This is a genomic window from Mesorhizobium sp. (assembly GCF_004963255.1).
Classification (GTDB): domain Bacteria; phylum Pseudomonadota; class Alphaproteobacteria; order Rhizobiales; family Rhizobiaceae; genus Mesorhizobium.
Window position 1 is genome coordinate 60,544 of the sequence record NZ_SUGA01000019.1, and the last position, 20,814, is coordinate 81,357.

At 64.1% G+C, this 20,814-nt stretch carries 27 protein-coding genes; 15 read left to right on the forward strand and 12 right to left on the reverse strand.

Annotated features, from left to right (window positions below; genetic code table 11):
- Positions 1 to 44 precede the first annotated feature (44 nt).
- Both E5X34_RS19735 and E5X34_RS19740 read right to left on the reverse strand, forming a co-directional pair.
- Entirely contained in the window at positions 45 to 347 is a 303-nt protein-coding gene (locus tag E5X34_RS19735) for a DUF982 domain-containing protein (protein ID WP_292568057.1), read from the reverse strand.
- 105 nt (positions 348 to 452) lie between these two features.
- Positions 453 to 767 (reverse strand): EthD family reductase, encoded by a 315-nt coding sequence (locus E5X34_RS19740; RefSeq protein WP_292568058.1) that lies wholly within the window; start codon positions 765 to 767, stop codon positions 453 to 455.
- Between the two features lie 195 nt (positions 768 to 962).
- Here E5X34_RS19740 and E5X34_RS19745 point away from each other — a divergent pair, with 195 nt between their 5' ends.
- Complete coding sequence (locus E5X34_RS19745) at positions 963 to 1,322, forward strand: hypothetical protein (protein ID WP_292568059.1); 360 nt, start codon at positions 963 to 965, stop codon at positions 1,320 to 1,322.
- Between the two features lie 31 nt (positions 1,323 to 1,353).
- On the opposite strand, the gene E5X34_RS19750 is transcribed toward E5X34_RS19745, so the two are convergent.
- The 3 genes from E5X34_RS19750 to E5X34_RS19760 all read right to left on the reverse strand — a co-directional run bounded on the left by E5X34_RS19750 (position 1,354) and on the right by E5X34_RS19760 (position 3,147).
- Complete coding sequence (locus E5X34_RS19750) at positions 1,354 to 1,878, reverse strand: cupin (RefSeq protein WP_292568060.1); 525 nt, start codon at positions 1,876 to 1,878, stop codon at positions 1,354 to 1,356.
- 141 nt (positions 1,879 to 2,019) lie between these two features.
- A complete protein-coding gene (locus E5X34_RS19755; RefSeq protein WP_292568061.1) occupies positions 2,020 to 2,352 on the reverse strand; it encodes a hypothetical protein in 333 nt (110 codons plus the stop codon).
- 252 nt (positions 2,353 to 2,604) lie between these two features.
- Positions 2,605 to 3,147: a class I SAM-dependent methyltransferase gene (locus E5X34_RS19760; protein WP_292568062.1), complete on the reverse strand. Its 543-nt coding sequence runs from the start codon at positions 3,145 to 3,147 to the stop codon at positions 2,605 to 2,607.
- A 311-nt stretch (positions 3,148 to 3,458) separates the two neighbouring features.
- On the opposite strand from E5X34_RS19760, the gene E5X34_RS19765 reads away from it, so the two are divergent.
- The gene (locus E5X34_RS19765) at positions 3,459 to 5,003 is read left to right on the forward strand and encodes an alpha/beta hydrolase (protein ID WP_292568064.1); all 1,545 of its coding nucleotides are present in this window, start codon (positions 3,459 to 3,461) and stop codon (positions 5,001 to 5,003) included.
- Between the two features lie 160 nt (positions 5,004 to 5,163).
- Here E5X34_RS19765 and E5X34_RS19770 read toward each other — a convergent pair whose 3' ends face one another.
- The 4 genes from E5X34_RS19770 to E5X34_RS19785 all read right to left on the reverse strand — a co-directional run bounded on the left by E5X34_RS19770 (position 5,164) and on the right by E5X34_RS19785 (position 8,545).
- Positions 5,164 to 6,198 (reverse strand): nitronate monooxygenase, encoded by a 1,035-nt coding sequence (locus E5X34_RS19770; RefSeq protein WP_366664889.1) that lies wholly within the window; start codon positions 6,196 to 6,198, stop codon positions 5,164 to 5,166.
- A 110-nt stretch (positions 6,199 to 6,308) separates the two neighbouring features.
- Entirely contained in the window at positions 6,309 to 7,115 is an 807-nt protein-coding gene (locus tag E5X34_RS19775) for an alpha/beta hydrolase (protein ID WP_292568068.1), read from the reverse strand.
- 207 nt (positions 7,116 to 7,322) lie between these two features.
- Positions 7,323 to 8,051, reverse strand: a complete 729-nt coding sequence (locus E5X34_RS19780) for an SDR family oxidoreductase (protein WP_292568070.1) — start codon at positions 8,049 to 8,051, stop codon at positions 7,323 to 7,325.
- 32 nt (positions 8,052 to 8,083) lie between these two features.
- Complete coding sequence (locus E5X34_RS19785; RefSeq protein ID WP_292568072.1) at positions 8,084 to 8,545, reverse strand: VOC family protein; 462 nt, start codon at positions 8,543 to 8,545, stop codon at positions 8,084 to 8,086.
- Between the two features lie 124 nt (positions 8,546 to 8,669).
- Between E5X34_RS19785 and E5X34_RS19790 the strand changes: the two genes are divergently transcribed.
- Together E5X34_RS19790 and E5X34_RS19795 are read left to right on the forward strand one after the other, a co-directional pair.
- Positions 8,670 to 9,557 carry a transcriptional regulator GcvA gene (locus tag E5X34_RS19790; protein ID WP_292568074.1) on the forward strand — a complete coding sequence of 296 codons (888 nt, stop codon included), beginning with the start codon at positions 8,670 to 8,672 and terminating at the stop codon, positions 9,555 to 9,557.
- A gap of 64 nt (positions 9,558 to 9,621) precedes the next feature.
- Entirely contained in the window at positions 9,622 to 9,822 is a 201-nt protein-coding gene (locus E5X34_RS19795) for a hypothetical protein (protein WP_292076302.1), read from the forward strand.
- 48 nt (positions 9,823 to 9,870) lie between these two features.
- On the opposite strand, the gene E5X34_RS19800 is transcribed toward E5X34_RS19795, so the two are convergent.
- Positions 9,871 to 10,155 (reverse strand): hypothetical protein, encoded by a 285-nt coding sequence (locus tag E5X34_RS19800; RefSeq protein WP_292568076.1) that lies wholly within the window; start codon positions 10,153 to 10,155, stop codon positions 9,871 to 9,873.
- Entirely contained in the window at positions 10,136 to 10,633 is a 498-nt protein-coding gene (locus E5X34_RS19805) for a hypothetical protein (protein ID WP_292568078.1), read from the reverse strand. Before E5X34_RS19805 ends, E5X34_RS19800 begins: the two co-directional genes overlap by 20 nt.
- A 143-nt stretch (positions 10,634 to 10,776) precedes the next feature.
- Between E5X34_RS19805 and E5X34_RS19810 the strand changes: the two genes are divergently transcribed.
- The 11 genes from E5X34_RS19810 to E5X34_RS19860 all read left to right on the forward strand — a co-directional run bounded on the left by E5X34_RS19810 (position 10,777) and on the right by E5X34_RS19860 (position 19,614).
- On the forward strand, positions 10,777 to 12,021 hold the full coding sequence (locus E5X34_RS19810; RefSeq protein WP_292568080.1) for a phospholipase D-like domain-containing protein: 1,245 nt from the start codon (positions 10,777 to 10,779) through the stop codon (positions 12,019 to 12,021).
- Between the two features lie 175 nt (positions 12,022 to 12,196).
- Entirely contained in the window at positions 12,197 to 12,400 is a 204-nt protein-coding gene (locus E5X34_RS19815; RefSeq protein ID WP_292076311.1) for a hypothetical protein, read from the forward strand.
- A gap of 87 nt (positions 12,401 to 12,487) precedes the next feature.
- Positions 12,488 to 12,688, forward strand: coding sequence for a hypothetical protein (locus tag E5X34_RS19820; protein WP_292568082.1), 201 nt, complete (start codon positions 12,488 to 12,490; stop codon positions 12,686 to 12,688).
- Between the two features lie 88 nt (positions 12,689 to 12,776).
- On the forward strand, positions 12,777 to 13,004 hold the full coding sequence (locus tag E5X34_RS19825) for a hypothetical protein (RefSeq protein WP_292509249.1): 228 nt from the start codon (positions 12,777 to 12,779) through the stop codon (positions 13,002 to 13,004).
- A gap of 200 nt (positions 13,005 to 13,204) precedes the next feature.
- The gene (locus E5X34_RS19830) at positions 13,205 to 13,507 is read left to right on the forward strand and encodes a DUF982 domain-containing protein (RefSeq protein WP_292568085.1); all 303 of its coding nucleotides are present in this window, start codon (positions 13,205 to 13,207) and stop codon (positions 13,505 to 13,507) included.
- A gap of 27 nt (positions 13,508 to 13,534) precedes the next feature.
- A complete protein-coding gene (locus tag E5X34_RS19835; protein WP_292568087.1) occupies positions 13,535 to 13,819 on the forward strand; it encodes a DUF982 domain-containing protein in 285 nt (94 codons plus the stop codon).
- A gap of 148 nt (positions 13,820 to 13,967) precedes the next feature.
- Complete coding sequence (locus E5X34_RS19840; protein ID WP_292568089.1) at positions 13,968 to 14,966, forward strand: L,D-transpeptidase; 999 nt, start codon at positions 13,968 to 13,970, stop codon at positions 14,964 to 14,966.
- 134 nt (positions 14,967 to 15,100) lie between these two features.
- Positions 15,101 to 17,539 (forward strand): FAD-dependent oxidoreductase, encoded by a 2,439-nt coding sequence (locus tag E5X34_RS19845; protein ID WP_292568091.1) that lies wholly within the window; start codon positions 15,101 to 15,103, stop codon positions 17,537 to 17,539.
- 55 nt (positions 17,540 to 17,594) lie between these two features.
- Positions 17,595 to 18,704, forward strand: a complete 1,110-nt coding sequence (locus E5X34_RS19850; RefSeq protein ID WP_292568093.1) for a mandelate racemase/muconate lactonizing enzyme family protein — start codon at positions 17,595 to 17,597, stop codon at positions 18,702 to 18,704.
- 78 nt (positions 18,705 to 18,782) lie between these two features.
- Positions 18,783 to 19,106 carry a DUF2934 domain-containing protein gene (locus E5X34_RS19855; RefSeq protein WP_292568095.1) on the forward strand — a complete coding sequence of 108 codons (324 nt, stop codon included), beginning with the start codon at positions 18,783 to 18,785 and terminating at the stop codon, positions 19,104 to 19,106.
- A gap of 223 nt (positions 19,107 to 19,329) precedes the next feature.
- Complete coding sequence (locus E5X34_RS19860) at positions 19,330 to 19,614, forward strand: photosystem reaction center subunit H (RefSeq protein ID WP_095815885.1); 285 nt, start codon at positions 19,330 to 19,332, stop codon at positions 19,612 to 19,614.
- Positions 19,615 to 19,830: 216 nt separating this feature from the next.
- On the opposite strand, the gene E5X34_RS19865 is transcribed toward E5X34_RS19860, so the two are convergent.
- Positions 19,831 to 20,796, reverse strand: coding sequence for an AraC family transcriptional regulator (locus E5X34_RS19865; RefSeq protein WP_292568097.1), 966 nt, complete (start codon positions 20,794 to 20,796; stop codon positions 19,831 to 19,833).
- Between the last annotated feature and the right edge of the window lie 18 nt (positions 20,797 to 20,814).

Here is a 20,814-nt window from a genome sequence, read left to right on the forward strand (position 1 = left end):
GATCGTCGAACGCCGCGGCCGGGGAGCCGCGGCGACCGCTCTCCTCACGTGGGCTGCGAAGGCGTCATCCATTCCTCGGCCGCTCGCGCCGCCGCGAGCTCGAATGCGTCTGGCGCCAGAATGCCGCGGGCAGCGGCGAAGGCCTCGAAGGCAACGCGAACGGCCTCGGCATCGCATTCGCCGCCGAGAGCGGCCTGACATAAGGCCAATGTCGCGGCGTGGCTGGGACTGCGGCTGCCCGTCCATTCGTCCAGAAACTGATAAGCCTCGATGACCGAGTCGATCTCGTGGGGAAAGCCGAGACCGACGAAAACAGCGACGGGCCTCGAAAAGCGCATGGCGGGCATGGATTAACTCCTGTGGTGGGGTGCTTGCACAACGCACACCGCCAATCGGGGTTGCAGCCTGAAAACGATTATCCGGCGTCGGACCGCCGAGCCCTGCCCTTCCGTTCACACTAGCATGCTGTCGAAAATGAAAATCTGAACGCCTGACTCATCCGGCGCGTAGAGCCGGCGATCCGCGCCGGCCGCTTTTCCCTCGAGGCTGGCGAAGCCCTTTTTCATGGCGTCGAGATCGTCGAAATGAAGTGTCCCGATCAGGTAGACGTCGGACGGTCCGGCGAGCGCCGTGATCGGCCCCCGGCTTACTTCGTATTTCCTCAAGCCCGGTATCTTCTTGGCCAGCGGTATATGCGTCTCGAAATAGTGCCTGTCGAACGCCTGCGCGTCGGCTGGCTGCTTGTAGATGACGATCATTCCAGCCATTGCGGCTCTCCTTTTCGGTGCGGACGAACCAAGGACGAAGCGGCGGGTGAAAACGGAACGAGGTGTTGAAAAATTTCGGAGAACGCCTCGACGGGCGGCGACAGCGCTTGTCCGGCTCTCTCCTTTGCCGCCATCTCGCTTGTGCGAAGAAGGATTCTGTGGTCTCTCCGGCCTTAAATTAGCGAGGACTCAAGGATGAGACATGCGGTGATCGCCGCGCTCTGCGCGGGTGTGGCTGGATGCGTGTCCTCTCCGGCCGACTACGGCGCGTCGCTGTCGCAACAGGATCCGAAATGGGCATCGCCGGGCTGCCAGCAGGCCCGCGCCGCCGCCGCTGACTATGCGCAGCGCGAGAAGGACCATCCCGGCTGGGGCATGGGCGTGCTGCTTGGACCCTACAGCATGGGGATGGTGGCGGCCGTGAAGGAGCATGAGCGGCAGCAGCGGCTGCTGCTCGCCCGCCAGACGCACCTGCAGTGCTCAAGCCGGCCGCTGCCGAAGGAGCTGGATTTCGATCCGGCAATCTATGCGCCGAAGAAGGAGCATTATCCGTAAGCTGACCGCCGCGTTGCGGTTCAGGCGCAAACTAACTCCACGCCTTCAGCAGCGGGCCATCTTCGCCAAAAAGCGGATCCTTGTCCGGCCGGCGGACCTCCGGAATCGAGCGCAGGGCCTCGGCGTGCTGCTCGGGGCTCCGGCACAGATCGTAAGTGCCGAAGGGCGGATAGGCGCCGACCACCAGGAGATCGGCCGAGCCGGACAGGCGCTGGTGGCCCGTGCCGGCGGGCAGCACCGCCACGTCGCCCGCCTTGACCTCGAGCACCTTGCCCTTGTCGCCGCCGAAGCGCAGCTCGGCGGAGCCGCGCGCGATGCCCAGCACCTCATGAATGCGCGAGTGATAATGGACGAAGCCGTAGATGCCGTTGCGCCAGCTGTCGCCCCAGCCATTGGCGCCAAAAATATCCTCAAAGACGGCCGCCGGATCGGCGCCGTCCGGCAGCGGCACAGCGCCGGGATAGACAAGCATGGGCCAGCGCGGATGATTGGGCACCAGCCCGTCATCGGCGAAGCGAAAGGTGAGAGGCTCCTGCCTTTTGACCTGTTGCGCCATCCTTGTCACTCCCTGCAGCACTGTCGGGTCTAACGGTTTGCGGCGCGCTTTGCTCCGGTCAGCAACGTCGTCAGCATGGACTTGGGCGCGCCCAGCGGGCCGGTAGTCGGCAGTGAGCGCCTAAAGAGCATGTGCCGGTGGTTACTGCGTGAGCAACCGCGAGACCTTGAGCCGCGGCGCGAAGAAGCAGCGCAGATAGGGCTGGTTGGTGATGACGTATCTGTTCTCGCAGATATGGTATCGGCCGTCCGGCGATTCCTGCACGCGCTCGCGCGGGATGTTGAAGCCATCGGGCAGATAGACATAGCCGCCGTCGGCCCTGGACTGCACCGAGGACTCCGGTATGGGGCGGCAATCCGTGCCGCCGCAACATTTGAAGTTCGTTATCGGATCGACCTTGTTTTGGTACCAGTCGTGGGCGTTGGCGCCTGTCGCGGCGGCAAGGCAGATGGCGGTGACGATGACCCTTCGCATGGCGTTCCTCGACGAAGCGGAGGCGCTGCTCAAGCGTCAACGTATATAGCGTTCCGCTAAAGATGCCATTGGTCCGCGAGGGGCGGACGCTGCTCCGGCAAGCGGCGCTCGGAACTGAAAGACCGCAATGGATGAAAGCGGAATTTCAATCTAAGTCTTACCCGCCCCGGCCACCGCCCATGAAACGTCTCGCCTATCCATAGAGGTACGCGGACGTCTTATTTGTTTTCGGAAGTGCAGGTTCGCGGGCCATCAACGTCTCGGGGGTGCCGCGACGCCAGCGTGGTGACTTCCCAATTGCCAGAAGGGCAGTTGGAACCGCCCGCGCTCCTCTTCAAGGACATGGAAGCCCGCCGCGCGGATCAAGCGCAGTGGATCGCGGTTGAGATGGCAACCGCCGGCGAGCCGCCCCCACAGCCCATTCAGGCGCGCCTGCCACCTGCGGCAACGCGGTCCCTCCGCCTGGCCATGCTCGAGGAAGATCAGCCGGCCCGTGGGCTTCAGGATGCGCCGGATCTCGTCCAGCGCCGCCTGAGGGTCGGGAATGGTGCAGAAGGCGTAGGTCACGACGACCGTGTCGGCCAAGTCATCGCTCAACGGCAGGCTTTCGCCATTGGCGCGTAGGCATTCGACCTCAAATGACAAGGAGCGGCTCTTCGATTCGGCGAGACCGAGCATCGTGCCGTCGGGATCGACGCCGACCAGCCTTTCCACCCTGGCGGCGTCGTAATAGGGAAGATTCAGGCCGGACCCGAAGCCGACTTCGACGACAATGCCCTCTGCCCGTGGGATCATGCGCCTTCGCATGCGCGCGAATGCGCCGGCCGAACACCCGGCGTGGACGAGGTAGGGAGCAATGCAGCGCGCATACCAGGAGAGACAGGATTGGCACATGTCTCAACCTCCCTGTCCGGTCGTCCGAATGTCGATAAGGGCGCCATCCTCGGCAACAGCTTCGGACGTGCGATGGTGGGTGACAGTATTGACCAGTGACATTTCTCGCTCCAAGGGAGTCTCCTGATGGGGCCCGATCGGCCCGACGTCATGGGGGTGGATAGAATGCCGGCGTCCCCTCAACGTCCCCCCCGCCGGCCGGATACCGATCGATGAAGCGGTTGGAACTCCAACTTATGGGTTTTCCGGAGTTCCGTCTGAACGGCCGGACGGTGGAGCTTGCCTTGCGCAAGGCGGCGGCACTCCTCATCTACCTCGCCGAAGCCGGCGGGCCCGTGGCGCGGGAGGTCGCCGCCACGCTTCTATGGCCCGAGACCGACGAAGAAGCCGCACGGGCACGCCTTCGGCGCACCCTGTATAAAATCCGCATCGCGTTCGGCAGCGAGGTCATCGCTGCGGCCGGAGCATCGCTCAGCCTGAACCCCGCGCTGTCCGTCGAGGCCGATTCCAGGGTTTTCGAGCATGCCTGCAATGTCGGCCCTCTCGATGCGGCCGCCGACATTTACCGGGGCGACTATCTCGCCGGCTTCTCACTGCCGGACTGTCCCGAAATCGAGGAATGGATCTTCTTCAGGCGCGAGGCCTTGCGCAGCCGGCTGGTGCAGGCGTTGGAAAGGCTGATCGAGGCGAAGATCGCCGACGGCGAGCCGCGTAGCGCGGTCGTGCACGCGACGCGCCTGGCGGGACTGGACCCGCTGAGCGAAAGCGCGCACCGTCACCTGATCCGGGCCCACTTGGCGGCCGGGGACAGGGCGGCCGCGGAGCGCCAGGGCGAAACCTGTATCCGCCTGTTGCGGGAGGAACTCGGCATAGCGCCCGACCCCACCACGCTTGCCATGCTGCGTGAGCCAACGCGCGATGCCACCTTGGACCTGCCCAGAACGCGCTACGTCGAAGTGGGCGGCATCCATATCGCGTATCAGATCGTCGGCAGCGGCCCGACGGACATCGTGCTTGTTCCCGGCTTCATTTCGCATGTCGAGCGCATCTGGGAAGACAGGAGCTGCCGCGCCTGGATCAGCGCTGTTTCGCGCCTGGGTCGCCTGATCCTGTTCGATCGGCGCGGCATGGGACTTTCCGACCGCGTCGGCGCCCGCCCGACCGTCGAAGCGACGGCCCAGGATATTCTGGCCGTCATGAATGCTGCTGGCAGCCGCAGGGCCTTGCTCGTCGGCGCGTCAGAAGGTGGGCCGGGTTGCATCCGTTTTGCTGTAGATCACCCCGATCGCCTGATCGGCCTTATTCTCTGGGGTTCACTGGCGAAAGGAAGCCGCGCGCCCGACTATCCGTTCGCCCTGACCGTCGCGCAATACGACCTCTGGAAGCAACGCCTGCTCGCCGGCTGGGGCGGCCCGGCGGAAATCCAAACTTTCGCCCCGAGCCTCGCCGCAGACCGCCAAGCGGAAACCTGGTGGGCCGGATTGCTGAGGGCAGCGTCTAGTCCCGGCGCGGTCGCAGGCCTGCTCGAAGCGCTGCGCGATGCCGATGTCCGTCACTTGCTCGCAAACGTCTCGGCTCGGACGACGGTTCTGCACCGCTCCGGCGACCGCGCCGTGCGTGTCGAGGCCGGGCGGTTCCTGGCGGCCAAGATCCCAGGTGCGCGGTTCATCGAAATCGACGGTGACGACCACTGGTTCTGGGTGGGCGACCAACAGCCGCTGCTCAACAGCATCAGCGCGTTTGCTCGACGCGCCTGATCGCTTGGCCGCAGCGCGCTGCCCGGGATGATCGTTGCAAATGGATCTGTGAAGGCCGCGCGTCAGGCGGCCTCCGCTATGCTAGAGCGTTTCACCGTTTCTCGGAAACGGCGAACCGCTCCATGCCTTTGTTTTTACGCAATTCCGGACGGAAAACCGCTCACACTTTTCCTGGAATTGCTCTGGTCAAGCGCTGGAGCACGGAATTTGCCTCGGCCGTCATGCGCCGGACTATCTCGCCCGCCGGCAGAATCTCGTCGATGTTGCCGGCGCTTTGCCCGGCCGTCAGGCATGCCTGCTCTATGTCCCCGTTGAAATCAGGCGTCGGCAGGATAGCGCTGTAGCGCGGCACCGGGACCGTCTGGCCGTTGAGGACAGTAGAGCCGATGAACTGGCCTTCTGCATCCTTGGTGGCTTGGGTCTCCCGACCCAGCGCCGCACGTGCGCCGTCATTGACGATGGCCCGCATGAGCTGATCGGGCCACTCGGGACCGTAGATGGATAGGATCGCCGTGTCGCCCACATCGGCCGCTAGCACGCGGTCCTTGTAAGCATCGTGCGCTTCGGCCTCTTTCGAGGCGAGGAAACGGCTGCCGCACCAGACCGCATCAGCGCCGAGCGCGAGTGCGGCGGCCATGGTCGTACCATCCACTATGCCGCCTGCAGCAAGCAGCCGCAGACCGGGGAAGCGTCTGCGAATACGGGGAAAGAGCGTCATGGTGGACGCTTCCGCCCGATTGTGGCCGCCCGCCTCGGCACCCTGGACGATGAGAGCTTCGGCGCCCAGGGCAACCGCTTGCTCAGCTTCGGTGACGCGGCCGACCTGCATCCAGAGCTTGATGCCGGCCTGCTTCAGACGTTCGACATGCTCGGAGGTCGGCAACGTCCAAAAGAAGATCGCGAGCATCACCTGCTCCTCGACGAGAACGGATATGTGTTCGTCGGTGACAAAGTCGCCGATCAGGTCGACGCCGAAGGGCCGCTTCGTAAGTGCCCTGGTCTTCCGGATGAGTTCGCGCAGGACGTGGGGCGGGTTGATGTCGGAGCCGATCGTACCAAGCCCGCCGGCTTCGCATACAGCAGCCGCGAGGGCGGGACGGGCGATCATCGCCATACCTGCATTGACTATTGGCGTTGCAAGGCCGAAGTCCCGGGTGATGCATGTCGAAATCATAGACTGTATCCTTGATTTGATCGAGGACGGCCTGCGCGTGACGCACTGACCGGGGTTTGATCGTCATGGTCGCATCGTGATCGTGGCCAGCGAAGGAATTTCCGACACGATGGACAGGACCGGCACATCGCTTAGCCTCCTTGCCTGGTCTTCTGGACGCGGACACGCTCCAGAAAAGAGTCGACAACCGGCGCCACGGTGTCGACATCGAGGAAGGCCGTGACATGGTTCTTGCCCGGGAGCGCCAGAAACTCGCCGCCCGCCAGTTCGGCGAAATTCCGAACGGACTGGCAGCGCGGATCGAGCGTGCCGCTGATTGCGAGCACCGGTATGCCCAGCTCCGCGAAGGTTGCCGAGAAATCTAGCCTGTCCGTGGCGAGGCTTGCTTGAACAGCGGCGATGTCGTTGGCCCGGATCCGCCGGCATGCGGCCTGCGAAAGGCCGGGGGCCAGTTGCGTCAAGAGGCCGACCCAAGCCTCGAAGTCATTCTTGAGCGTCGTACGCAGGAAGGTGATATCCTCCGCGAATGGATGCGCGCCGTTGACGACCAACGCGCTGATGCGGTCCGGGTGATGGACCGCCGCGGCAAGTGCGACCACGCCGCCCATCGAATGCCCCATCAAAGCAGCATTCTGGACACCAGCACGGTCGAGCACGGCAACGACATCCGCTGCCCGTCTGCGGTCGGAATAGGCGATCGGGTCATAAGGCTTTCCGCTCCGGCCATGGCCGCGGCAATCGATGAGGATCAGCCGGCGCCCGCGTCGCAGCAATCGGTCGACGTAACCCGCCTCGTGCCAGGACTCGCTGGTTTCGGTCGCGCCATGCAGCAGTACGAGCGGCTCGCCACGACCCAGGTCCTCGTAAGCGATAAAGATACCATCCTCGGCAACAGCCTTGAGCATGCGATGGTGGGTGACAGTATTGACCAGTGACATTTCCCGCTCCGAGGGTGTCTCTTTGCCGGGCCCGATCGATCCGACGCTGCGGGATAGATAAAAGGCCGGCGTCCCCTCGACGTCCCCTGCCCCGGCCGGATACGGATCGATGAAGCGATTGGAACTGCAAGATCCGCATCGCGTTTGGCACCGAAGCCATCGCCACCGGCGGAACCGAACGTCCTGATCAAGTCTGTGCTCGCTCGCTCAGACCAGCCGCTGCCCGCCGTCGATATGGACGGTCTCGCCGGTCATGAATTCGTTCTGCATCAAATAGAGATAGGCCGGCGCGATGTCGGCGGGCCTGGCGATCCTGCCGGCCGGGATGCGGCCGCCCATCTGCTCGAAATAGCCTGTCTTGGCTTCTCCGACGATCTCGTCCCACATTTCGGTGTCAACCCAGCCGGGCGAGACGATGTTGACGCGGGTTGGCGCGAGCTCCAGCGCCAGCGCGCGGGCGAAATAGGTGAAGGAACCGGCGACCGTCGCGACCACCGCGCCGCCCGGAACCGGCGGGCGGTCCTTGTTGATGCCGGAGGTGAAGATCATCGAGCCGCCTTTGTTCAATTTGCGCACAGCATGCTTGGCAAGCATCACCGACCCGATCAGCTTGCCGTCGACGAAGCCGCGCACGAAATCCATGTCGGTCTCGCCGATCGGAAAGTTGGGCGGCGGCGTGCCGGCCGTCGCCACGAGATGATCGAAGGCGCCGACCGCGTCGAACAGGCGAGCGACGTCTGCCTCGTTGGCCATGTCGGCCGGGATGGCCGTCACGCGCCCTGCCCCGAGCCGCTCTTCGGCGGCCTTCAGCTTGTCCTCGGAGCGGCCGACGATCACGACTTCCGCACCGTGTTCCAGCGCGGCTGCCGCGACGCCGAAGCCGATGCCGGAGCTGCCGCCGACGACGATGATCTTCTTTCCAGTGAGACTGGTCATGGGTTTTCTCCGTCTTGCAGTAATGAGTTGAATCAGGCGCGGCCGGCGTGGGCGGCGGCGATGTCGGCGAGGATGATCTTCTTCATCGAATACATCGCCTGGCGCGCCCGGTCTGCCTTCGCGCGATCCGGATCGTTCATCAGCCGCAAGGCTTCGCCCGGGATGACCTGCCAATAGACGCCGAACTTGTCCTTCAGCCAGCCGCAGGGCTGTTCCGAGCCGCCGCCGGCGGTGAGCGCGTTCCAAAAATAGTCGGTCTCTTCCTGGTCCCCTGTCTCGATGTAGAGCGAGATGCGCTCGTTGAAAGGCGGCACGCCGCCGGCGTTGAGCGCGGTAAAGCGCTGGCCTTCGAGCTCGAAGTCGAAGATCGCATGCGGCTTGTCGGTGAACTCGATCGCGCCGAGCGCGCGGCTGTTCTTGAAGACCGACAGATAGAAATCCCGCGCGGCCTCGGCATCGAGGTTGAACCAGAGGAAGGGATGAACGGTGGCCATGGCGTCCTCGCACGTTGGTGAGTTTTGATCACAAGTTCTGTGAGGATTTTTGGCTGGAAAAAGCTCGACGGACAAACCAAAGTTTGGCAAGTATCTGTTACCATAACTCACAAATAGCTTCGCCATGACCCGCAGACTGCCGCCGCTTAGCGCCTTGCCGGCCTTCGAGGCCGCCGCACGGCATTTGAATTTTTCCAGGGCCGCGGACGAGCTCAACCTCACGCATGGCGCGATCAGCCGGGCGATAAAACATCTGGAGGATCAGCTCGGCGTTCAGCTCTTCGAGCGCGCGACGCGCTCGGTGCGGCTCACACCGGTCGGCGAGCCTTATGCGGTTGCCGTGCGCGAGGCGCTCGACCAGCTCGCGCTGGCGACGCAGACCGCGACCTCGCGCCACTCCGGCTCGACGCTCAACGTCAGCACGTCGGACGGGTTTGCCGGCAAATGGCTGGTGCCGCGGCTCTACCGTTTTCACCGCGCGCATGGCGATATCGACGTGCGCGTCTCGACCACCGGCCGGCTCACCAATTTCCGCGGCGACGGCATCGACGTCGCCATACGATATGGCGGCGGCCACTATCACGGGCTGACCTCGGAATTCCTCACCGGCGAGGAGGTGTTCCCCGTCTGCAGCCCGAAGCTGCTGGAAGGGCCGCATCCGCTCAGGCACCCGCAGGACCTCAAGCACCACACGCTGATCCGCGACGGCTACCGCATCGACTGGGCGGCGTGGCTGGCCAGCGCCGGCGTCGAAGGCATCGATCCCAACAGCGGGCTCACCTTCGATTCCGCCACCTTCGCCGTGGAATCCGCCGTCCAGGGCGAAGGCGTGGTGCTCGGCCGCACCATGCTGGTCTCCGCCGACCTTGCCACCGGCCGGCTGGTGCGGCCGTTCGACCATGCGTTGAAGGCCGTCTCCAGCTTCTATCTGGTATACCCGCCGGAAGCGATCCGCCAGCGCAAGGTCAAGGCGTTTCGCGACTGGCTGTTTGAGGAGATCGAGCCGGGCTGACGCGCGGGTTCAGGAAACCTTCCTTCGGCTCCGCGGTTGATACCGATCCGAGAGAGGGTCATTCATGGCGAGACAAAAAACGGCGACGGCCAGACATTCCAGGCGGCCGCGCTCGCGGCCGCTGAAGGGCGAAGAGACGGAGGTGAAGCACGTCGTCGAGACGCAGGGACTGTCACCTGCGCAGGCGCGGGAACTTGTGCGGCGCTATGGCAACGATTGGCGCAAGATCGAGGAAGCCGCCAAGACCTACAAGGGTGACGAATAAGGGCCCGGATATTAACGCGAGCAGTCCCCGCCGGCGTGGAATCAAGCCTCAACCTGAGCGCATCACGCCGGGCTCTCCGGCCTCGTCCGCCTGACTGGGCCGCTGGGCTTCGGACACCAGATCCTGGAATTCGATGATCGTCACCAGGTAGCCGGCCTCGTCGTAGATCTTGGTCACCCATGATGTCGGGTCCGACCCGGCGGCAATGCCGTCGAGCATGGCTTCCTTCGCAGCTCGCTTGGCCTCGGCTTTCGCCGTTTCGAGATTTTCCATCTCGACGTGGATCGGCGGCTGCCTCGTGGATTCGAGGAACTCAAAGCGGAATTTCGGCATTCGGCTCTCCGTTTCCAGCAGCGGGCGGCGCAGGCGCAATCGATCCATGATCATCGCCGCCGCCGTCGCGTTGTTCCTCCAGCACGGTCTCGGCGATATATTCCTTGAGGTCGCCCACTTCCTCGCTGATCTCGTCAGGCTCTATGCCTTGGCTTTCGGCGTCGGCGATACATTGGTCGGCCAATTCGGCGGCGGCTATCTCGGCCGGCATCGAGACCCGAGGTTCGGCCTTATGCTCATTGATCCATTCCTCCACGAAATGCGCCGTCTTGTTCACGAGCATGTCGGCCTCAGGCGAGGCTTCGGCTACGGGCTGTTCCAGCTTGATATCCATGCAAGACGATCCTCGAATGATCTTCTTCAACGCCGATTGGTCACAAAGGATGCAGCGCTCGGTTGATGGTGAGCGGTGGGCCGGGGATCGGCTGACGAAGCGCCGGTCGGGGCCCGCGCAGGCCCAGCCGGGAACCTGAATCACGGTCGAACATTCTTGCTGTTGGGATAAACTGACCGCAGGCGAAAGACGTGAAGGCTCAGGGGTTTAGAGCGCTGCTGGCCAGCAAGACACTCGCTGCCGGGCGCAAGGCCGGCTATTGGCTCGACATCGTCAAATATGTCGCCGTGGCCGTCGCCGCTGCCGTCGTCACGCTGGCCGCGGTAAACCTGACCCCGGAGTCGCGTGTCATCCGCACGATCGTTCCGCACCGTTTCGACGCGACGGATCCGCAATTCGTGCAAAGCATGAGCAGCTATTCGCAAGGGCAGATCTCCGGGCAGAACGCCGTGCAAACCCTCGTCAACGGCGACGAAATTTTCCCGGCGATGCTGCAAGCGATCGGCACGGCCCGATCCAGCATCGACATGGAAACCTACATTTATTGGTCGGGCTCGGTCGGCTATCAATTCGCCGCGGCCTTGGCCGCGAAAGCCCGCGAAGGCGTCGAGGTCCGAGTGCTGGTCGACTGGCTCGGCAGCCTGCCCTTCGACGAGAACCTCATCCACATCATGACGGGCGCCGGGGTGCGGTTCCAGCGCTACCGGCCAATCCACTGGTACACGCTGGACCGGGTGAACAACCGGACCCACCGCAAACTGCTCATCGTGGACGGGCGGGTCGCGTTCACCGGCGGGGTCGGCATCGCGGACAACTGGCTGGGCGATGCGCGCAATCCGAACGAGTGGCGTGACACCCATTATCGGATCGAAGGGCCTTCGGTAGGCGCGTTCCAGGCGGCCTTCGCCGAGAACTGGCTGGAGACCGCAGGCGAAACATTGCAAGGAGAGAAGTTCTATCCGCCACCCCAACCCGCAGGCGCGCTTAGCGCCCAGCTGGTCCTTTCATCGCAACCGAACGGCTCCGAGAACATGGAGCTGATGATGCTGGCCGCGATCGCCGCGGCCAAGGATCACCTGCGCATCGGCATGGCCTATTTCGTGCCGGACGAAATCGCGCTGCAGCAGATACTCGACGCCAGGAAACGAGGCGTGGCCGTCGACGTCATCGTGCCCAATTCGCTGACCGATGTGCCCATCGTGCGAAAGGGCTCGCGCCACTTCTGGGGAGAACTGCTCGAAGCGGGCGTGCGCATCTACGAGTTTCAGCCGACGATGTATCATCCCAAACTGCTCATCGTCGATGACGTCTGGGCAAGCTTCGGTTCCACCAACCTGGACGAGCGCTCGTTGCGCTTGAATGACGAAGCCAGCCTCAATGTCTACGGCAGGGATTTTGCGCAGACGCAGATCGACTTGTTCGACGAGGACCTGAAACGGTCGAGGCAGATCAGCCTGGCGGAGTGGCAGGCGCGTCCGCTGACCGAGAAAGTCACCGATTGGCTTGCGAGCAAGCTGCACACGCAGCTCTAGGTTCGGTGCGCGAAGAGTTTCGTGACCGATTCACCTGGGTTAGAGCGGATCATCAACAAACGTGCAGGATGGACGTGCCAGAATGTTGGGGTGGCACGCCCGATCGGTGGTCTTCGTGTGACGAACCTGTCCGCCGGCCGGGCATCCTTTGGGCTCGGGGCACGGAGGAGGAGACATGCCGATTACGAGACTGTCGAAAGGCGCATTCCTGCCGGACGAGGTGACCTTCCTTGGCCGCGTCCTTGAACTCAGCGCCGGCGCGGATGAAACCGACGAGCAGCGCGAGCGGCGGGCAGCGCGCATCATCGCGAATTACATGGCGGGCATCACCGACGAGCGGGAGCTGGCTGAGCTATCGCGAAGACCGCTGGGCAGATAACGCGCGGCGTGGCGGCCGGACAAAGCAAGAGACCGTGATGAAACTTTCGACGGGTTTTCCGGTTCGGTTGGCAGGAGGATCTTCGACATGACTGAACCCGGTGAAGGCAGCTCCCATGGTCGAATTGACGACAAGCAGCTCGTCATTCTGCTGAAGGAAAAAACCGGCATCTCCGACGCTCAGGCCAGGAGGCTGATAAAGTCCGTCGGGCGCGACCGTCCGTCGCTTCTGCGGGAAGCCCGGATCATAAGGGCGCGTGCCCAAACGTCCACGTCAGGGCGCGTGTGAACGGCGCAGTGCGGCGCTGGACAAGGCCGCGGCTCGTCCAAATCCGCCGGCTTGCACGGGCGTGCCGTTTGCGCGATGCTGAACGGTGATGACCACCCAATATCTGGACCACAAACTTGAGTGCCCGTTTTGCGGCGTCATCCGTTTGAACATTCCAGCCGATGCCCAACCCACAACGCCGATCCACTGCGCCGAGTGCGGCGAATATCTCGGCACGTGGGATGAGCTTCAAACCGACTTCGAGCAACAAGGCGGCACCGACGGCGTTTTCCGGCTGGACAAGGGGCGTATCCAGAAGCTCAATTCCAGTCGGTGAGAAGGCCGCCCGACGGCGGCTCGGATGCCGGCTGATCGACCGAGCGGCGCGCCGAACATCGGTCCCGAGCAATGGGGCATGAGAGCATCCGCCAAGTGCTTGACGGTTCAAACTCATAAACCCATATCGAAGTCGGGCGCGGGCCGCCGCGGCCCCCGCCCCTATCAAACTCAAATTGTTCGTTCGACTTGGAGGATCTTATGAACGATCGGATGTTCGACAGCCCTGTTTTCGTCAACAGCGGGAACAGCCTCATCCAGGAAATCGCGTGCCTCGAGGACGCCCTGGAATTCCTCTATGAATGGCCCAAGAACCGGCGCGGGCCGATCTATGAAACGGCGCTGCGCGCCTGCCAGAGGGCCTTCGACAGCGGCTTGCCGCTGACGGCGGCCAGAGACGCATTTTGCGGTTTCGCCAAATCCGCCAGAATCCATGAAGACGTGAGCACCACCCTGCCCTGGATGGTCGGCAAAGGCCGCAAGGGCGGCGGGCTGACCGCCTAGCATCGTCGCGGATCGAGGACGTTAGCGATGTTCGCCAAACCGTTCGAAAAACCAATTCGCGTTTGGGTAGGACTGGGATTTCCGCGTCAGTTGAACACCGTCGTGGACGCCTATCAGTTCGTCATCGACTGGTGCGGTAACAGCCCGGAGCAGAAGGCGGCCATCCGTGCCTGCAGGGCCGCCCTGGCCGGGGATGTCGATGCGGAAACAGCGAGAGGCGTTTTCGTCGCCTTTGCGCGCAAGAAGGACATCCTCATCGAGGATGGCACCATTCCCCCCATGCTTGAAAAAGCTCACCCAAAACATGCCTGATGCAGATGAGGCGGCGGCCAGCGCCGCCTCATTCGTTCTCCGTCACGATCGCCGGTAGCGAAGCACGACACGTTGCCCCTCGATAGGAACCAGATCGGGGCTGCCGCGTCATAGAGGCAGGTCCTTGTCGCGGTTCGGAGTGACGTCGATGGTCAGGTTCCTTGTTTTCGTCGCGGTGACGCTCGGCATCGCGTGCGGCGCCACGCAGGCAGCGAGACTGGAACCCGACGCCGTCAATCAAGCGCAATTCAGCGAAGCCGAACCCAAAGGCGTCAGCCCCATGCTGCTCAAGGCGCAGGTGCTTCTGGATCGCGCCCGCTTCTCCCCCGGCCTGATCGACGGCCGCGCGTCGCAGAACTTCACCAAGGCGGTCGCGGCCTTCCAGGCAGCGAACGGATTGCCCTCCGACGGCAAGCTCACGCGGGAGACGTGGGACAAGGTCGCGGCGACCTTCGCCGGCCCGGTACTGACGAGCTATGAGACGAAGGCGAAGGATGTGCGCGGCCCCTTTACAAGGCGCATCCCGGCTCGCATGGAGCGCATGGCGCATCTCAAGCGCCTGGGTTATCGCAACGCGCGCGAGAAGCTGGCCGAGCGGTTTCATGTCAGCGAAGACTTGCTGAGGATGCTCAATCCCAAAGCCAGATTCAGCAAGACCGGCACGACTCTGGTCGTGCCCGATGTCGGCCGCGGCGATCCGCCTTCACAGATAGCCAGCGTCGAGGTCGACAAGGCATCGCGCCAGGTGCGCGCGCTCGATGCGTCGGGCAAGGCGATTGCCGTCTATCCGGCCTCGATCGGCAGCGAGGAGAAACCGGCGCCGAGCGGCGCGGCCGAGGTCAAGCGCGTGGTGCGCAATCCGACCTATCACTACAATCCGAAATTCGCCTTCAAGGGGGTGAAGACCAAGCATCCCTTCACCATCGCCAAGGGGCCCAACAATCCCGTCGGATCGGTGTGGATCGACCTCTCGATCGAGAGCTACGGCATTCACGGCACACCAGACCCGGGCAAGATCGGCACCACCTTCTCGCATGGCTGCATCCGGATGACCAACTGGGACGCCGAAGACCTCGCCGCCATGGTCAAGCCGGGAACGAAGGTCGACTTCAAGGACGAGACGGCTCAGGACGGGCAGGCGCAGTGACTGCGGCAGCCAGCAGGCTGCTGCATAAATCCAGCTTATCATGACCCCTAATTTTTGAAGACGTTACAGCGCCAATCACCGCCTGTAGCTTCGACCGCGGTTGTTCTCGGCTCGGTCAAAAAATCGGTGATTTGATGCAGACACATGCGCGGGTGGTGATTGTCGGCGGGGGCTGCGTCGGCGCGGGTATCCTCTACGGGCTCGCCAAGCGCGGCTGGACCGACGTGGCGCTGCTGGAGCGCACGCAGCTGACGGCCGGCTCGACCTGGCATGCGGCGGGGCTGATCCCGTCCTATGCCCGCAACATCAATGTCGGGCGCATGATCAACAAGACGATCGAGATCTATGAGGGGCTGGAGGCTGAGACAGGCCAACCTGTGGGTTGGCACAAATGCGGCCAGTTGCGCATCGCCAATTCGCGCGACCGGCTCGACGAGTTCAAGAGCTATATGAGCGTTGCCGAGGTGCAAGGCATGCGAGCGCAATTGCTGACGCCCGACGAGGCGCGAAAGCTCTGGCCGCTGCTCGACAACAAGGAGATGCTCGGCGCGCTCTACCATCCCGACGACGGCCATATCGCGCCGGCCGATGTCACGCACGCCATGGCCAAGGGCGCGCGCGATCTTGGCGCCAAGGTCTATCTGAACACCGAAGTCACCGGCTTCGAGCGAACGGCCAGTGGCGAGTGGCTGGTCCGGACCAATCAGGGCAACATCACCTGCGAGCATGTGGTCACGGCCACCGGCAACTACGCGCGCCAGACCGGCGCGATGCTCGGGCTCGACATCCCGGCGATCCCAATCCTGCACCAATACTGGATCACCGAAGCGGTGCCGGAAGTGGTGGAGCGCAAGCGCGCCGGGCGGCCCGAAATGCCGATCCTGCGCGATGAAGGGTTTGAGGGCTATCTGCGTGAGGAAGGCGACGGGCTGATGTTCGGGCCTTACGAGCGCACCGAGCACCTGAAGCTGTTCGCCGAGGACGGTGTTCCCGCCTGGTTCGGCGCCGACCTGCTGGAAGAGGATTTCGAGGCGGTGTCGTGGAACTGGGAGCAGGCCTTGCGGCTCGTGCCGGCGCTGGGGCGCGTCGGCATCAAGGCCAATGTGCGCGGGCCCTTCCAGATGACGGCCGACGAACTGCCCTTGATGGGACCGGCCTGGGGCCTGCCCAATGTCTGGCTCGCCGAAGGCGTGCCGGGTGGCATCCTGTGGGGCGGTACGATCGGCTATTACCTGTCGGAGCGGATCGTCGAGGGCTCCAACAGTCTCGACACGTCCGACCTCGACCCGCGCCGCTTCGGCGACTACGCCAACAAGGAATGGACGCGCGCGAAGGTGCGTGAGGCCTGGGGCACGCATGCCGAGCAGAAATATCCGGGGCAGGACATGCCTGCAGCACGGCCGCAGAAGACCGCGCCCTCCTATGACAGGCTGACCGAGCTGGGCGCGGTCTGGGGCGTGCTCAACGGCTGGGAGATGCCGAACTGGTTCGCCCGTGGCGGCGTCGAGGCCAAGGACCAGTATAGCTGGCTCTGGACGCCCAAGGGGAACCTCGTCGGCGAGGAGGTGCTGGCGGTGCGCAACGCCGTCGGCCTGGTCGAGATGACGCCGATGACCAAATTCGAGGTCTCCGGCCCGAATACCGCCCGGTGGCTGGACAGGATCATCGCCAACCGTCTTCCCGCGGTCGGCAAGGTGACGCTGGCGCATCATTTGACGCCCGCCGGTGGCGTGCAGGCGGAGTATATGGTGGCGCGTCTCGGCGAGGATCTGTTCTACCTGATCTCGACGCCCCGCGCCGAGCGCTGGAATTTCGACGATCTGTCCAGGCTGCTCCCCGCCGACGGCAGCGTGGGCCTGAGGAACGTCACCAATGATCGCGGCTGCTTTGCCGTTGTCGGCCCCAAAGCGCGCGAAGTGCTGCAGCCGCTGACCGGGATCGACCTTTCCAACGAAAGCTTCCCCTGGTTCGGCGTGAAGACCGGCAGCGTGGCTCTGGCCAGCGACGTGCGGCTGCTGCGCGTCAACTATGAAGGCGAGCTTGGCTGGGAGCTCTATCATCCCCTGCCCTACCAGCGGCATCTGCTCGACGCGATCCTGAGAGAGGGCGAGAAGCACGGCATGCGGCTGGTCGGGCTGCATGCGCTGGAGTCGCTCAGGCTCGAGAAATCCTATCGCGCCATGTACCGCGACATGAACCCGGAGCTCAACGCGCTGGAGAGCGGGCTGGAGCGCTTCATCCGTCTCGACAAGGGCGACTTCGTCGGGCGCGACGCGGTGCTGAAATACAAGGAGCGCAACGACCAGCGCCGCTCGGTGACGCTCAGGATCGACACCGACGGCGCCAGCACCTTTGCCAATGAGGGGCTCTACAGCGACGGCAAGCTGGTCGGGCGCATCACCTCCGGCGGCTATGGCTACGCGCTCGGGCACGACGTGGCGCTGGCGCTGCTGCCCGAGCGTTTTGCCAGGCCTGGCACCAAGCTCGACGTCGCGATCCTGGGCGACTGGAAGGTCGCGGAGGTGATCGCGGACTCGCCTTACGACCCGACCTCGGCCAGGGCGCGGATGTAACAGGCGGGGCCTGCAAGGGCCCTGTTGCCGACCTGTCCTTTGGAGGGAAGCCCGTATGCGCATCGAGCGGATCAACGTCTATTCGGCCCAATTGCCGGTCAAGAACGGCGTCTACCGCATGGCCAGCGCCGATGTGGAAGCGCTGGACTCAACGCTGGTCGAGATCATCACCGATGACGGGCTCACAGGCTGGGGCGAGACCTGCCCGATCGGCCCGGTCTACCAGCCGCATCACGCGCTGGGCGCGCGCGCCGCCATCGCCGAAATCGCACCCGGCCTGATCGGTTCGGAGATCGCCTCGATCAGGCTGCTTGCGAAGCGGATGGACGAGCGGCTCAACGGCCACGGCTATGCCAAGGCCGCGTTCGACATGGCCTTCCTCGACCTGCTCGGACAAAAGCTCGGCGTGCCGGTCTCGACGCTGCTGGGCGGGGCGCTGACCGACCGCGTGCCGACCTATTATTCACTGATCGTCGGGGCGCCGGAGGAGACGGCGCGGATCGCCGCCGACAAGGCGAAGGCCGGCTATCCGCGGCTGCAGGTGAAGATCGGCGGGCGCGATTTGGAAGAGGACGTCGCCGTGGTCCACAAGGTCTGGGAAGCGGTCGGCTACAAGGCGCGGCTGGCGGTCGACGGCAACCGTGGCCTGACGGTCGCCGCCGCGATCCATCTCGACCGGCTCTGCCAGGCGATTCCTTTCGTGTTCGAACAGCCCTGCAACACGATGGACGAGATCGCGACGCTGAAAGGCCGCGTCACGCATCCGGTCTATCTCGACGAGAGCACCGAGGACCAGAACGCGGTGCTGAGGGCAATCTCGCTTGGCATCGCGGACGGCTTCGGCTTCAAGGTCACGCGCCTCGGTGGGCTGACCAAAATGGCGACAGTGCGCGACCTTTGCGCCATCCGCTCGCTGCCGCATAGCTGCGACGACGCCTGGGGCGGCGACGTCATCGCCGCGGCCTGCGTGCATCTGGCCGCCACCGTCGAGCCGCGCCGCATGGAAGGCGCCTGGATCGCCCAGGAATACATCGAGGGCCATTTCGACCAGAAGCACCCGGTCGTCATCAGGCAAGGCCATATCGACGTGCCGCAGCGGCCGGGGCTGGGCGTGAAACCCGAGCCCGGCATGTTCGGCAAGCCGGTGGCGATTTACGGGCCGTAGGCTGGTCGATCACTTCGTGAACGACACGGATCGTTCCGCCCTGTCCCGCGTTCTTGTGACACGCAAGGAGGAACGGCGATGGACGACGATCGGACCGAGAAGATCAGGCAGCGAGCCTATGAGATCTTTCAACGCGAGGGCGGCATCCTCGGCAATCATGAACGGCACTGGCAACAGGCCGAGCTGGAGATCGACCGAGAGGCCGCCCTGCCGCTGACGGCGGGCGACGCCCTGCCCGAAACGCGCGAGATCGACAGCGCGGATGTGCTGACGGTGGAGGCGCTTGCCATGCGCACTGGCATTTCGGGCGACGAGGCGCAGGAACTGCTCGACCGGCTGGGCAACGATCGCGCGGCGATCGAGGAGGCGGCGCGGAGTCTCGAGGCCAAGCGGCGCAGCTGACGAGCCGGCAAACAACCTATCCGCGGTGAGAACCACGGGCATGCCCAGGACACGCCCCCGGCGCCCGCGCCCGGCTCGCGATCTCAGGCGCCCTGGTCGCGCTCGTCCTCAGCCTCGTGATGGGACGGGCAGCGCTTCGCTGAGCAGCGCTCGCTTTTCGCTCCATCGGCGGAACCCTCGGCCGCATCGGCGGTTCCTCCTGTACACCCACAGGAGATGCGCCATGGACCACACCAGTCACGTAAGACTGACCAATGCCGAGCTCACGCCCGCCATCCTCGAAGGCGCGACCATCTACGGCCCGGATGACGAAAAGATCGGCTCGGTCGACCACCTGCACGGCAGCCAGGTCGTGATCGATGTCGGCGGGTTCCTCGGCATCGGCGCCAAGCCGGTGGCCGTAACCGCCAGCCAGCTCGACTTCATGCGCGACGAGGACGGCGACGTCCATGCCGTCACCAGCTGGACGAAGGACCAGTTGAAGGCGATGCCGGAACATCGCGACTGAGGCGGAAGCGCTCGTGGAATGAATGAGACGAACCCGACCCGGCAATTGCCGGGTCTTTTTTGGAGGCGGCGCGATCGAGCTGACGCTCGGCGGCTCCCCTGGCGACCATGCTCAACGGAGACGCTGGCGATGGACAAATAGCTGCGCGGAAATCAGGCTGCGGGCAAACGAGCCGATGCGCGGCATCGGGTGAAGACGGCAACGAACCCCGGCTCTTCAGCCGCTATCGCCCTTCTCGGTCAAAGCACGAACTTCCGTCGGCGTCAGGCCGTAGCGTTGGCGGAACTGCCGATAGAAAGTGGATGGCTCATTGAAGCCGACCTCGAAGGCGATGTCAGCGATGCGCCGCAGCAACTGCCGGCGATCGGTGAGGCAGCTATGGACATAGGCGAGCCGCTCCCCGTTGACATAGTCGGAAAAGCTTGTGCCCTCCCCGGCAAAGAGCTGGCGGACATAGCGCTCGCTGATACCGAATTTGCGCGATATCTGCCCGGCGTTGAGCCCGGGATCGGTGAGATTGCGGGCGATGTGCTGCTTGATGGCCGCAAGCCTCGCCGCGCGGACACCGGGAGGATGCGTATGGGCCTCCATCCCACCGAAGGAAACGGCAAGAAGATCGGTGATATGGCGGGAAGCAAGAGGCGCGAGCGCGTCGGGCTCCTCCATATGCAGCAGTGACCAGAGGTAATCGAACAGCAGCCGGTGGGCCGGAAGCGTGCGGCCGAGACTGTCGGGCCGCACGTCGTCGAGATTCTTCACCAGCGGGGCCAGCAGCGAGCGCTTGAACTGAAGCGCCATGGTCCATTGCGAATCCTCGCTGGCGACCGAGTAGCGGCGGTCCATCGGCAGGATCGCCGCGGTGCCGGGATCGGTGCTGAAGTCGCCACGCCCAGGCATGGTGAAGCGGTAGCCGCCCTTGTTCCAGGACAGGATGATATCGTCGTTGCCGTCGGCCATCAGCGCACTGTTGCGCTCCCAGACCATGGGAGAGACGGTGCCCTTGGTGAGATTCATCTCGGGCAGGATCAGGGTGCGAGCCGAGAATTTGAGAGGCGTGTCGGCACGCGGCGTGATGTCCAGCCGCATCTGGATGCGACCGTAAAAATCGCGAATGAACTCGTCCCGATGATCTTCGGGAATGTCGTCCGCCGAGAATAAGGCCACCCGATCAGCGCTCGCCATCGTGCTCCCTGTCGAAGA